The 12,696-nt window shown below is 70.7% G+C and carries 7 protein-coding genes and 1 pseudogene; 3 read left to right on the top strand and 5 right to left on the bottom strand.

What is annotated here, in order from left to right; all coding sequences use genetic code 11:
* Nucleotides 1-16 precede the first annotated feature (16 nt).
* On the bottom strand, nt 17-265 hold the full coding sequence (locus ABZ855_RS12120; RefSeq protein ID WP_360805014.1) for a hypothetical protein: 249 nt from the start codon (nt 263-265) through the stop codon (nt 17-19).
* Nucleotides 262-1,596 (bottom strand): S8 family serine peptidase, encoded by a 1,335-nt coding sequence (locus ABZ855_RS12115; protein WP_360805011.1) that lies wholly within the window; start codon nt 1,594-1,596, stop codon nt 262-264. Before ABZ855_RS12115 ends, ABZ855_RS12120 begins: the two co-directional genes overlap by 4 nt.
* A 626-nt stretch (nt 1,597-2,222) precedes the next feature.
* On the opposite strand from ABZ855_RS12115, the pseudogene ABZ855_RS12110 reads away from it, so the two are divergent.
* Nucleotides 2,223-2,498 (top strand): annotated as a pseudogene (locus ABZ855_RS12110) (hypothetical protein); the annotation flags it as partial.
* A 124-nt stretch (nt 2,499-2,622) separates the two neighbouring features.
* Here the strand turns inward: ABZ855_RS12110 and ABZ855_RS12105 are convergent.
* The gene (locus tag ABZ855_RS12105) at nt 2,623-3,039 is read right to left on the bottom strand and encodes an ATP-binding protein (protein WP_360805008.1); all 417 of its coding nucleotides are present in this window, start codon (nt 3,037-3,039) and stop codon (nt 2,623-2,625) included.
* A gap of 187 nt (nt 3,040-3,226) precedes the next feature.
* Between ABZ855_RS12105 and ABZ855_RS12100 the strand changes: the two genes are divergently transcribed.
* Complete coding sequence (locus ABZ855_RS12100; RefSeq protein ID WP_319203604.1) at nt 3,227-3,397, top strand: hydrophobic protein; 171 nt, start codon at nt 3,227-3,229, stop codon at nt 3,395-3,397.
* A 91-nt stretch (nt 3,398-3,488) separates the two neighbouring features.
* On the opposite strand, the gene ABZ855_RS12095 is transcribed toward ABZ855_RS12100, so the two are convergent.
* Nucleotides 3,489-5,924, bottom strand: coding sequence for a SpoIIE family protein phosphatase (locus ABZ855_RS12095; RefSeq protein ID WP_360805540.1), 2,436 nt, complete (start codon nt 5,922-5,924; stop codon nt 3,489-3,491).
* A gap of 163 nt (nt 5,925-6,087) precedes the next feature.
* Nucleotides 6,088-10,353 (bottom strand): HAMP domain-containing protein, encoded by a 4,266-nt coding sequence (locus ABZ855_RS12090; protein ID WP_360805004.1) that lies wholly within the window; start codon nt 10,351-10,353, stop codon nt 6,088-6,090.
* A gap of 355 nt (nt 10,354-10,708) precedes the next feature.
* On the opposite strand from ABZ855_RS12090, the gene ABZ855_RS12085 reads away from it, so the two are divergent.
* A complete protein-coding gene (locus ABZ855_RS12085) occupies nt 10,709-12,670 on the top strand; it encodes a cellulase family glycosylhydrolase (RefSeq protein WP_360805001.1) in 1,962 nt (653 codons plus the stop codon).
* The last annotated feature ends 26 nt before the right edge of the window (nt 12,671-12,696 follow it).

Raw genomic sequence — 12,696 nt, 5'->3', positions numbered from 1 at the left:
ACCTGTGCTGCTGGAGCTACTGGAGCGGGGAGTCCGGCGGCGGAAGGCCGACGGTTCGGTCCCGGTCGACGGATTCGACGCCGGCGACCGCCCTCAGGGCCGGTATCCGGTCCTCGGCGATCGTTCCGGAGAGCGCGCCGAGGGTCGGCAGCTCACCCGTGACCGTCAGCCCGGCCTGGCGCGCGGCCTCGATCACGTCCGCGAACCGGTCGGGGTCGACCGCGAGGACGACTCCGACCGGTTCGGACTGCGAGGGCCCGCTCATGGGGCCTGGAGCAGACCCGAGCCGACTTCCTCGGCCCCTTGCGACAGCGGGAACGCGCCGGACAGGAGAAGGGACTTGAGGTCGGCCGTGGTGGCGTCGGGGTTGGCCTCGGCGAGCAGCGCGACGACACCCGCGACGTGCGGCGTGGCCATGCTCGTACCCGACATCGACTGATACCCGCCACCCGGGGCGGCCGAGTGCACGTCCCTGCCGGGCGCGGCGATGTTGATCTCGCCGCCCTCGCCGTTGATGGCGCCGCAGGAGAAGAACGATGTCGTGAGCGCCTGGTCCACCGAGGCCACCGCGAGGATGGAGGGGCAGTTGGCGGGCCGGCCGACGGGCTCGACGCGCCGGGGACGTCGGCTTTCGTTGCCTGCGGCGGCGACGATCAGCGTCCCGCGCGCGAGCGCGCGCTGGGCCAGCTTCTCGTACGTCTGGGGGAAGAGCTCTCCCGGGCGGACCGGAGCGCCGAGTGACATGGAGATCACCCGTGCGCCGCGGGCGACGGCCCAGTCCATGCCCGCCAGGATCTGTCCGTCGCTGCCGCTGCCCGCGTTGCTGAGCACCTTGCCGGCGAGGATCCGGGCCTCGGTCGCCACGCCGTAGCGGGGCCCCTGCTTGGGGTTGGCCGGGCCGGCGGCGGTGCCGATGCAGTGCGTGCCGTGGCCGTGGCCGTCCTCGACGCTCTCGCCGGGCACGAAGGAGGCCGTCTCCTCGAGGCGGTCGACGAGGTCGGGGTGGTCGGTGTCCACACCGGTGTCGAGGACGGCGATCTTCACGCCGCGTCCGGTCAGGTGGGACAGGCTGGCCCGGATCGCCTGGAGGCCCCAGGTCCACTTCCCCTCGTCGAGGGCCGGTCCCTGTGCCGCCGCGATCTCGGCGTTGGTGTGGCGTTCAACCACTCTCTCGTCGCTGCGGTACGCCGGGAAGAACTCGGTCGGTGCCTGCTGCGGGGCGGTGATCACCGAGGCGTAGACCATGCGCTCCGGCTCGGCCGCGATGATCGAGGGGTCGGCCTCGGCCATGGTCACCAGTGCGTGCCGCTGGTCGGCCCGCACCTCGACGACGGCGGCGCCCAGTTCTTCGAACTGCACCGAGACGTTGGGGTTCTCGAGGAGTTCGGCGACGTTGGCGGTCTCGGCTCCCCGGACACGCTCCACGGGCGCGATGTCGGCGGCGGAACGCAGCGCGCTCAGTCCGCTCTCCTGACTACCCGGGTCGAGCAGGATCACATACCGACCGGTGTACTCCGCTCCCCGGCCCCCCGGGGAGCCGTTGGGCCGGTCCGGCTGCCCGCCGAAGGCGCGCCTGTCCAAGGGTCCGTTCGCCATGGCATTTCCCGCTTTCTGTGTGCTCCCCCAGCTCGATGGAGGCGCGCCGCCGACACGAGGCCCGCGGCAGCGCCGCCTGGGCACCGGGTGCCGGCGCGCGGATGCTGGGGGCACGAATGATGGGGGCACAAATGATGAGGGGACGGATGATGGGGGACGGATGATGGGGGACGGATGAACGGGGCCACGAATAAGGGGGCGCCACTTCGGCGCGCTCGTCGACGGGTGCCCCGTCGCCCGTAAAACTGTCCCTGCCGGGCACTGTCCCGACAGCGCCCTTTCCACCGTCGCACCGGGTACGAGGGCCCGCAACACGGCACTGCTTCAGCTGACCCGAAGACGCCGACTGCCGCTTGTGGCACCGGAGTTGTCGACGCCAACAGTGCGGGCGATGCGAACACCAGCACCGGGACAGCCCGGGGTGGCGAGCCTGCCGGGCAGGGCATGTCCATCCGCGGGACCCGCAGACGGGCCCGGGTCGTCGGCCTCCTGAAGCTCGGGACGACCGGCCCGGCCTGCCCAGCACCAGGGCGGTATCCGCGTACGACGTCGCGAGCGACACCCGCAGCCGAGTCAGCGCCACCAGCGGCACCGCTGGTACCCCGGCTGCGCCGGTCAGTCGCGCCGTGGCCGGTCACCGTGGCCACGGCGTCCGGTGCCGACGGTTCCCTCCTCAAGGACACGGATCCCGCCGGAATGCTGCGCTCGACGCGGCGGCGCGGGCCGCCGCACGGGCCACCGGCGTGACGCCGCTACTACGCGGCCAACCAGCCGGAGGCTACCGCTGCGAAGGCCCGGCTGGGCAGGCTCACCCCCGCGAACGCGCTGCGCTCACCCTCCTCGCCCAAGGTGACACCAACGCCGGCATCGCCGCCCGCCTCCCCATGCGCGAGAGCCCCGTCAGGGCCCACGTCAGCCGCGTCCTGACCGCCCTGGAGGTCACGAACCGCGTCCAGGCCGCCCTGGCGGAACGGGAACGCGGGGCTCACCGCCTGACCGCAACACCGGCTTCCGGCGGAGCGGCGCTCACTGCCCGCCCGGGCGGTCGGCTCGCGCGGGGCGGAAGCAGGCCGACACCGTCTTGCCGTGTCGCTGGCACTTCGTCTGCAAGCCGTCCGCCAGCGTCTGCACGATGCTCACTCCGCGGCCCGAGGTCTCGCCCGGCTGCGGGTCGCGCCGGCGTGGCAGGGTCGGGTCCTCGTCATGGACGCTCACATGGAGGCATTCGCCGTCCCAGGTGAGGATCAGACGTGCGTCGCTGTGTGCGTGCACATGGGCGTTGGTGAGCAGTTCGGACACCGTCAGCACGACAGCGTCCACCGTCTCGGGCTCGGCGGCGGTCCAGGGCAGGGACTCCAACTGCCTTCGCGTCCACAGCCGACCGTTGCGCACACCTCCCGAAACGGGAAACGAATGTGCCCAGCCCATCGCCTTGATCGTCACCGGCCTCCCCTTCCTGCCGTTCGAACCCGCCTCGTACTCGTCGTGTGCCCGTCGACCTCGATGACAGACCTCCAGGCGACTGAGAGAAATCCCGTCGGATGCCCCGAACCGCGGATAAGAAACAGTTAAATTCTCAAGGTGTGCGCAGGTCACGACGGGGCACCCGGCGGAACGGAGGTTGATAACCATGATTCCGCTGATACTCGTTCTGCTTCTCGCCCTGATCCTCTTCGGTGCCGGGTTCGCGCTCAAGGCCCTGTGGTGGATCGCCCTGATCGTCCTGGTGATCTGGCTGGTCGGATTCCTCGCTCGCTCCACCGGAGCAGGCGGGCAGCGAGGCCGCTGGTATCGCTGGTAGAACACCCCGCGGTAGAACGCTCCGCGACGCCTGAGAAGGGGTGGGGGCGCACCGAACGCCGGTGCGCCCCCACCCCTTTGGTGATGTGCGGTCAGGTCACCCGGACGCCCACGATGCACGTGTCGTCGTCCGTGTCGGACTTGCTGTACGTGAGCAGGCGGTCCAACTGCTGGTCGAGCGTGGGCGACACCGTGCGCGCGGCCAGCAGCAGTTGGGCCAGGGATTCCTCGACGGATCGGTCACGGCGTTCGATCAGGCCGTCCGTGTACATCAACAGGGTGTCGTCGACGGCCAGTTGGACCTCCTGTTCCTCGTACGTAGCCTCGGGCACCGCACCGAGCAGCAGGCCCTTGATCAAGGGCAGCGGTGCCGCTTCACCGGCGCGTACCAGGACCGGTGGCAGATGGCCCGCCCTGGCCCAGCGCAGGGTGTGGCGGTCGGGGTCGTACAGGCCGCAGACAGCCGTGGCGGTGACCGATCCCGTCAGATGGTGGGCCACCATGTTCAGCCAGGACAGCAACTGGCCCGGCCCCGCGCCGGTCACGGCGAGCCCGCGCAGCGCGTTGCGCAGGACGACCATGCTGGTGGCGGCCTCTATGCCGTGTCCGGCGACGTCCCCGACACACAGCAGCACCAGCCCGGACGGCAGTACGACCGCGTCGTACCAGTCGCCGCCGACCAGGTGCTGGGTCTCCGCGGGTCGGTAGCGCACGGCGACGCGCAGTCCCGGAGCCTCCAACGGGGCCTGCGCCGGAGGCATGATCGCGTGCTGGAGCTGGAGGGTGAGCCGGTTGCGTTCGCTTGCCTGCTGCTCGGAGTGGGCGAGTTGGTCGCGGGTGGCGGCGAGGGCGACCTCAGTCCAGTGATGGGCGGAGATGTCCTGGTAGGCGCCCCGGACGACGAACAGCCGGCCGTCGGAGTCGAGGACCGGCTCGGCCACGACGCGGATGTGCCGGGTCACACCGTCGGGCCGCTGGAGCCGGAAGGCGGCGGACGCGGGACGACGCTGGTGCAGAAGGGTGCGCAGGAACCTGCCGATGACGACGGCGTCGTCCGGGTGGGCATGGGCGGGCAGTTCCTCCAGCGGGACCGGGCCGCTGACGGACGGCTTGCCGTAGAGGCTGTAGAGCTGGCCGTTCCAGGTGATCTCGCCGGTGCGGAGGTTCTCCTCGAAACCGCCGATGCGGCCGAGGCGTTGGGCGTGCTGGAGCAGGTTCGCCAGCCGTGCGGTCTCGTCCTCCATGCGCCACACGAGAAGGACGCTGCCGCCGTGCCGGCTGACGCTCATGTCGGCGACGGCGGCCAGCGGGACGTCGTCCACCAGGGCCGTGAGCCGCATCCGGCGGGCGCGGAACGGCTCGCCCGTGGCATAGACCCGTTCGATCTGCTCGAACAGCTCGCTCTCGCCGGCGGCCATCGGATACGCCTCCAGGAGCAGGGCTCCGTTGACGGCGCCGCGCGGCCGGCCGGCCGGGTCGAGGAAGTGGGTGTTGACGTGGTGGATGCGGAAGTCGGCCAGGTCCCCGGTGACGTCCAGGTGCGGTACGAGGACCAGCGCGGGGTCGTGGAGGCCGTCGGCCAGGTCCATCAGCTCGGTGAGGTCCGGCCGGGGCCAGGTCCGGGTGTCAGCGTCGGGTCGGGGCGGGGAGCAGGTCTCCAGCGTGTGGGCGCACAGCTCGGCCAGGGCCTCGATCTGCCGGACGATCTGCGGGGGCTGGGCTCCCAGCGGCGTGGGCCAGACGATCTCCAGCACTCCGTGGATCCGGCCGCCGGTGCCCGCGGGTACGGCGACCCGGCCGCCGTCGGGGTGGTGGTGCCGGCCGATGGAGGGCAGCCCGGTCTCGGACAGGCTGCCGATCCACTGTCCCGTTCGCTCACCGAGTCCGCGCCGGGCCACCGTCACCACGCCCGGCGGTACGTACCGCCAGCGGGCCGCCTCGGCGGCCGGGAATCCGGCGCTGCCCGCCAGGGTGAGGGAGCCGTCGGCGCCCAGCGCCCAGATGGCGACGGCCTCCGCGCCGAGCGGCGTCAGGGCGTGTTCCAGCAGGGAGTCGGCCACGGCCTGGGCGTCGTGGGCGGCCAGCGCACCGCTCTCGGCGGTCCGCAGCCGTACGGCGAAGGAGTCCCGCCCCGGCGGGTCGGTGGTGTCGCCGTGGTCAGCCGGGCTCGCGAGGAGGGCGGTCGTCACGTCGGAGAGCCGGTCGCGGGCGGCCTGGTTGATGACGTCGACGGCGAACTCGAGGGGTGTCACACCGGCCTGTTCGGTCAGCTCGGCGAGCTGCCGTGCCGCCTGTGACGGTCCGCAGCCGAGCCGCTCGACGAGGATGCCCTTGGCCAGCTCGATCAGGGCGCGTCCGTCCGCTTCCGCGTGGGCGGTCCGCACCTCGCGGCGCAGTCGCTCCACGGTCGCCGCGAGTCTGCCGACGCGGGAGGGCGCTCCCGCTCCCTTCGGGTCCCCCTCTTCTCCCTCGTACCGCTCCTGCGTATCGGTGGCGGCGGTCTGAGCGTCGGCGCGGGCGACGGGCATCGAAGCCGGTGGGTTGTCGGACGGCGGGCCGGGGTCCTCCGCCGGATCCTCGGCGGGTGGTTCGGCCGGCGGACGGGGATTGCTCACGGTTGACCTGTTCCTCGGCTCGGGCGTCCTGCGACACCACGTGTTCGGCCGGTGCGCGCGGCGGTGTGCCGGACCGTCATTCGGACAGCCATCGCCGGACGCGGCCGATGAGGTCGTCGGTGTCGACCGGCTTGGTGACGTAGTCGTTCGCGCCCGACGCGAGGCTCTTCTCCTGGTCGCCGGGCATGGCCTTCGCGGTGACGGCGATGATGGGCAGATCGGCGTACTGGGGCATCGCCCGGATCTCCGCGGTGGCGGTGTAGCCGTCCATCTCCGGCATCATCACGTCCATCAGGACCACCGAGACGTCCGGATGGGCGAGCAGCATCTCGATGCCCTTGCGTCCGTTGTCGGCGTGCAGGACGTGGAAGCCGTGCAGCTCCAGCATCCCGCTCAGCGCGAAGAGGTTGCGCGCGTCGTCGTCGACCACGAGCACCGTACGGCCGTGGAAGGCGCCCTCGACGACCTGCGCGGCCGGGCGCTGGGACTCCTCGGCGCGGACCAGTGACAGGACGTCCCCGGGTTCCTCGGCTGACAGGTGCAGGGTGATGCGTTCGCGCAGTTCGTCGAGGCTGGAGAGAAAGGCGAGCGGGCGGCCGGCGGCGCGGGAACGCAACGTCTGTTCCTGCGCGAGGTCCACACGGTGGCCGGTGTGCACCAGTACGGGCACGCCGGCCAGCGCCGAGTCACCCTCTATGGCCTCCAGCAGACGTGTGCCCTCGTCGTCGGACATGCCGAGTTCCAGGACGACGCAGTGGCAGGGCTCGGCGGCCAGGGTGCTCGCCGCCTCCTGTGCGCCGATCGCCGTGATGATGTCGATGGCCCCGAGCTGGTCGGCGTCGGGCTCGAGGTCGGCGACCGCGCGTTCGGCGACGAGGGTCAGCAGTCCGCGCGGGCGGTCCTCGACGACCAGCAGGCGCCGTCGGCGCTGCTCGGGATGCGCGGTGGAGGTGGCGTCCGGTCGGCGGGCCGGGGTCAACTCCCGGCCGGTGGGGTGCGGTTGCTCCGTCGGCATGCCACTGCCGTCGAGCACCTCCTCGAAGTCGGCGCGGGCCACGGGGAGATAGAGGGTGAAGGTGCTGCCCTGACCGGGTGTGCTGTCGACGGTGACGGCGCCGCCCAGCAGATGGGCGATCTCCCGGGTGATGGACAGGCCGAGCCCGGTGCCGCCGTACTTGCGGCTGGTGGTGCCGTCCGCCTGCTGGAAGGCGCCGAAGATCGTCTCCAACTGCTGCTGGGGGATGCCGATGCCGGTGTCCTTCACCCTGAAGGCGACGACGGGACCGCCGCGGAGGACGCCGATGGGCACCTCCCGGTCCCCGGCGGGTTCGATGTGCAGTGCGACGCCGCCGTGCTCGGTGAACTTCACGGCGTTCGACAGGAGGTTGCGCAGGATCTGGCGCAGCCGGGAGTCGTCGGTGAGCAGGTCGGCGGGGGTGCCCGGGGCGGTGGCCACCGTGAAGTCCAGGCTCTTCTGCGTCGTCATCGGACGGAACGTCGCCTCGACGTACTCCAGCAGCTTGCGCAGCGGGACCCGCTCGGGAGCGACGTCCATCTTGCCGGCCTCGACCTTCGACAGGTCGAGGATGTCGTTGATGAGCTGCAGCAGGTCCGAGCCCGCCGAGTGGATGATGCCCGCGTACTCGACCTGCTTGGGCGTCAGGTTGCGCGAGGGGTTCTGTGCCAGCAACTGGGCCAGGATCAGCAGGCTGTTGAGCGGGGTGCGCAGTTCATGGCTCATGTTCGCCAAGAACTCCGACTTGTACTTCGAGGCCAGGGCCAACTGCTGTGCGCGGGTCTCCAGTTCCTGCCGGGCCTGTTCGATCTCCAGGTTCTTGGCCTCGATGTCGCTGTTCTGGGAGGCCAGCAGGGAGGCCTTCTCCTCCAGTTCGGCGTTGGAGCGCTGGAGTTCGTCCTGCTGGACCTGCAACTCCTCGGAGCGGGCCTGGAGTTCGGCGGTCAGCCGCTGGGACTCCCCGAGCAGTTCGTCGGTGCGGGCGTTGGCGACGATGGTGTTGAGGTTGACGCCGATGGTCGGCATCAACTGGGCGAGGAAGTCCTGGTGGATCTGGGTGAAGGCGGTGACGGAGCCCAGCTCGATGACACCGAGGACCTGGTCCTCGACCACGATGGGCAGCACCGTCAGGGCGCTGGGCACGGCCTGTCCGAGACCGGAGGAGATGGTCACATAGCCCGGCGGCAGCTCCTCCACGCTGATGGGCCGGCGGTTGCGCGCCGCCTGCCCGACCAGCGAGCGCCCTACGGGGATCCGCTCGCGCCGGTCGGTGTCGGCGGGATAGCCGTACGAGCCCACCAGCCGCAGTTCGGGGCCTCGCTCGGTGTCCTCGGCGAGGTAGAAGGCGCCGTACTGCGCGGAGGCCAGGGGCGCGAGTTCGTCCATGATGAGTTCGGCCACGACGGGCAGCTCGCGGTGGCCCTGCATCAGGCCGGAGATCCGGGCGAGGTTGGTCTTGAGCCAGTCCTGCTCCTGGTTGGCCCGGGTGGTCTCCCGCAGGGACTCCACCATGGAGTTGATGTTGTCCTTGAGGTCGGCGACCTCGCCGGAGGCCTCGACGGTGATCGAGCGGGTCAGGTCGCCCTCGGCGACGGCGCTGGTGACCTCGGCGATCGCGCGGACCTGTCGGGTGAGGTTCCCGGCCAGCTCGTTGACGTTCTCGGTGAGCCGCTTCCAGGTTCCCTCGACGCCCTCGACCTCGGCCTGGCCGCCGAGCCGGCCCTCGCTGCCGACCTCCCGGGCCACCCGGGTGACCTCGGCCGCGAACGACGACAGCTGGTCGACCATGGTGTTGATGGTGGTCTTCAGCTCGAGGATCTCGCCCCGGGCGTCGACGTCGATCTTCTTCGACAGGTCACCGCCGGCCACCGCGGTCGTCACCAGGGCGATGTTGCGGACCTGGCCGGTGAGGTTGTTGGCCATCGAGTTGACGTTGTCGGTGAGGTCCTTCCAGGTGCCGGCGACGTTCGGCACATGGGCCTGGCCCCCGAGGCGTCCCTCGGTGCCGACCTCGCGGGCGACGCGGGTGACCTCGTCGGCGAACGCGGAGAGGGTGTCGACCATGGTGTTGATGACGTCCGCGAGGGCCGCGACCTCGCCCTTGGCCTCGACCGTGATCTTCTGGGAGAGGTCGCCGCGTGCGACGGCGGTGGCGACCTGGGCGATCGAGCGGACCTGCCCGGTCAGGTTCGACGCCATCACGTTGACGTTGTCGGTCAGGTCCTTCCAGGTTCCCGACGCGCCCCGGACGATGGCCTGGCCGCCCAGGTTGCCCTCGGTGCCGACCTCGCGGGCGACGCGGGTGACCTCGTCCGCGAACCCGGACAGCTGGTCCACCATCGTGTTGATGGTGTCCTTGAGCTGCAGGATCTCCCCCCGGGCATCCACCGTGATCTTCTGCGAGAGATCACCCTGAGCCACCGCCGTGGCCACCTGGGCGATGTTGCGGACCTGGCCGGTGAGGTTGGCCCCCATGAAGTTCACGGAGTCCGTGAGGTCCCGCCAGGTGCCCTTCACACCCTTGACGTCCGCCTGTCCGCCGAGGCGCCCGTCGGTGCCGACCTCGCGGGCGACGCGGGTGACCTCGTCCGCGAACCCGGACAGCTGGTCCACCATCGTGTTGATGGTGTTCTTCAGCTCCAGGATCTCCCCCCGGGCATCCACCGTGATCTTCTGCGAGAGATCGCCCTCGGCCACGGCCGTGGTCACCTGGGCGATGTTGCGGACCTGCGAAGTGAGGTTTCCCGCCATGAAGTTGACCGAGTCGGTCAGGTCGCGCCAGACACCGCCGACACCGGGCACCTGAGCCTGTCCGCCGAGCCGGCCCTCGCTGCCGACCTCCCGGGCCACCCGGGTGACCTCGGCCGCGAACGACGACAGCTGGTCGACCATCGTGTTGACGGTCTCCTTCAGCTGCAGGATCTCGCCACGCGCCGGGACGTCGATCTTCTGCGACAGGTCACCCCTGGCGACCGCGGTCGCCACCTGCGCGATGTCGCGCACCTGAGTGGTCAGATTCCCCGCCATGGCGTTGACCGAGTCGGTCAGGTCGGCCCAGGTGCCCGAGACCCCCGGCACCTCCGCCTGCCCGCCGAGCGTGCCCTCGGTGCCCACCTCGCGGGCCACCCGCGTGACCTCGGAGGTGAACACGGACAGCTGGTCCACCATGCCGTTGAAGACCGTCGCGATGTCGCCGAGCAGTCCCTCACCGTCGGACGGCAGCCGGGTGCCGAAGTCACCGTCCCGTACCGCCGTCAGTCCGGCCAGGAGTTGCCGCAGCTCCTGCTCGCCCGGGGCCCGGTCGGCCTCGGTCGTCCTGCTGTTCATGCGCACCCTCGTTCCGCTCCCCAAGAGCCCTCACTCCGAGGACTCGGAACCCGCGCCGGGCCCGTGAAAGGCCCTCCCAGCGACCGTGTTTCCGCAGTTCACGGATCGGCCGGATGAGAAAAATCCGGTGAAGATTAACGCAGTTGCCGTCAGACAACCAAAGCCTGACGTGAAGCTTTTGGCCGCCCGGAAAAGACCCGCGAACGAGGGACTGAATGGGCGAACGCGGGGCACTCGAACCGGTTTCGCTCCGCTCGGAGCGCCGCCCTCCGCTCAGCGTCCGTCCTCATAAAGGCCTGGACCAATGCCGCCCGATCCTTCATGATGACGTCGCCATGACAATGTGCGCCTCAGGATGGTGACCGTGCGCGGAATCCTCGTCAGGTCCAGGGCCGTACTGGCCGCCGTACTCCTCGTCGTGGCCCCGGCGGCGGCCGCGGAGGCGGCAGTCGGACGGGCACCCGGCCCGGAGGCAGGTTCCCCCTCCGATATCGCCCCGCCCGAGATCGCCGCGACCGCGGCGAACTGGACCCCGCCGCTCAGCACCCGCGGCCGGTGGATCGTCGACGCCAACGGCGACCGATTCAAGCTGCGGTCCGGCAACTGGCACGGCGCCAGCGGCACCTGGAACGGCTCGGGAAGCCCGGACGCGGACACCGATCATCACGCCGGGGAGAACTCCGGTCGAATGCCGCTCGGCCTGGACCGGGCCCCCATGGCCGAAATCATCGCCGGTTTCCAGGAAATCGGAATCAACAGCATCCGGCTGCCCTTCTCCAACGAGATGATCCACGACAGCCGTCCCGTCACGGACGCATCCGTGGCCGCCAACCCCTCCCTGCGCGCCAAAACCCCGCTCCAGGTGTACGACGCCGTCGTGCGGGAACTCACCGCCGCCGGGCTCGCGGTGATCCTGAACAACCACACCAACACCACACGCTGGTGCTGCGGAGTCGACGGCAACGAACGCTGGAACACCAGCCAGTCCACCGCGACCTGGGAGAACGACTGGCTCTTCATGGCCCGGCGCTACCGGGACAACCAGCGTGTCGTCGGCGCCGACCTCTACAACGAGGTCCGCCGCAACATCCTGGACGACCCCAACTGGGGCCTGGGCGACGACCACGACTGGTTCGCCGCCTCCCAGCGCGTCGGCGACCGCATCCTGACGGAGGCCGACCCCGATCTCCTGATCATCGTCGAGGGCATCAACTGGACCGGCGTCCCCGTCGACGGTCTCCCTCATGAACGCCCCACCCTGGAGCCCGTACGCCGCCTCTCGCACACCCTCGTCGACTCCGGCAAGCTCGTGTACTCCGCCCACTTCTACGACTACACCGGCCCCAACCACAGCGGCGCCACCGGAACCGGCGAGACCAGCGACCCCCGCTACCGCGACTTCAGCCCGACCGAACTGATCGACGTACTGAACCGGCAGGCCTTCTTCGTCACCGCCGAACAGGACCAGCACTTCACCGCCCCCCTCTGGATCAGCGAGTTCGGCGTCGGGGGCCGCGAGGAGACGGGCACGAAGCAGCGCGCCTGGTTCGAGAACTTCGTCGATCAACTGATCCGCACCGACGCCGACTTCGCGTACTGGCCGCTCGTGGGATGGCACGAGAACCGCAAGGGCAACGGCTGGGCACTGCTGCACTGGGACGCGTCGGGCCACCGTATGGGGCTGTACGACGGCGACGACTGGCGGGCCGCCGCCTGGACCCGGCTCATCGGAGCCCCCGGCCGCACCGGTCGTATCGCCCCCGTGACGGACTGGTCGATGCTCAGCCCCGACCACGGCGACTTCGTCGCCTCCCGGCGCATGCGCGCGCTGCCCGACTGGGACTCCGGAGCCCGCAAGGCCACGTGCCCCGACGGGCAGCGCCTGCTCGGCCTCAGCCACACCGGCAACCGGGGCCTGTGCTCCGACGTGACCGCCGGGCCGCTGCGGGACCCGGCCGGCGGACACGAGGTGGTCACGGACGAGCGCCATGTCCGGCCGGGCGGCGACTGGGCGTCCGGATACACCAAACTCCAGTGCCCCGACGCCTACTTCCTCACCGGTTACAGCGTCCGCGGCTCCGCCGTCTCGGCCGCCCTGTGCGCGGCCGCTCCGGCGGGCAGGCTCGGCGGGGTCGGCCGTACGGTCTGGTTCGACCGGGGTGACAACAGGGGTGCGGCCCCCAAGGGCGGCGACTTCGCGAGCGGCCGCTACAAGGGCCAGTGCGCGGACGACGAGTACGCGGCCGGGATCGCGTACACGGGCCGGGTGGGCTCGGCACGCACTCCGGACGCGCTGTATTGCCGAAAGCTGAGCTGACGAGCCGTCATTCCCTCTGGCTTACC

The sequence above is a fragment of the Streptomyces sp. NPDC047042 genome, assembly GCF_040644035.1.
Taxonomy (GTDB): domain Bacteria; phylum Actinomycetota; class Actinomycetes; order Streptomycetales; family Streptomycetaceae; genus Streptomyces.
This window is presented reverse-complemented; position numbering and strand designations above follow the sequence as displayed.

Coding starts and splice junctions, on each gene's coding strand:
- ABZ855_RS12115 (WP_360805011.1), bottom strand. CDS start 1,596: ATGGCGAACGGACCCTTGGACAGGCGCGCCTTCGGCGGGCAGCCGGAC.
- ABZ855_RS12095 (WP_360805540.1), bottom strand. CDS start 5,924: ATGCCCGTCGCCCGCGCCGACGCTCAGACCGCCGCCACCGATACGCAG.
- ABZ855_RS12090 (WP_360805004.1), bottom strand. CDS start 10,353: ATGAACAGCAGGACGACCGAGGCCGACCGGGCCCCGGGCGAGCAGGAG.
- ABZ855_RS12120 (WP_360805014.1), bottom strand. CDS start 265: ATGAGCGGGCCCTCGCAGTCCGAACCGGTCGGAGTCGTCCTCGCGGTC.
- ABZ855_RS12100 (WP_319203604.1), top strand. CDS start 3,227: ATGATTCCGCTGATACTCGTTCTGCTTCTCGCCCTGATCCTCTTCGGT.
- ABZ855_RS12085 (WP_360805001.1), top strand. CDS start 10,709: ATGGTGACCGTGCGCGGAATCCTCGTCAGGTCCAGGGCCGTACTGGCC.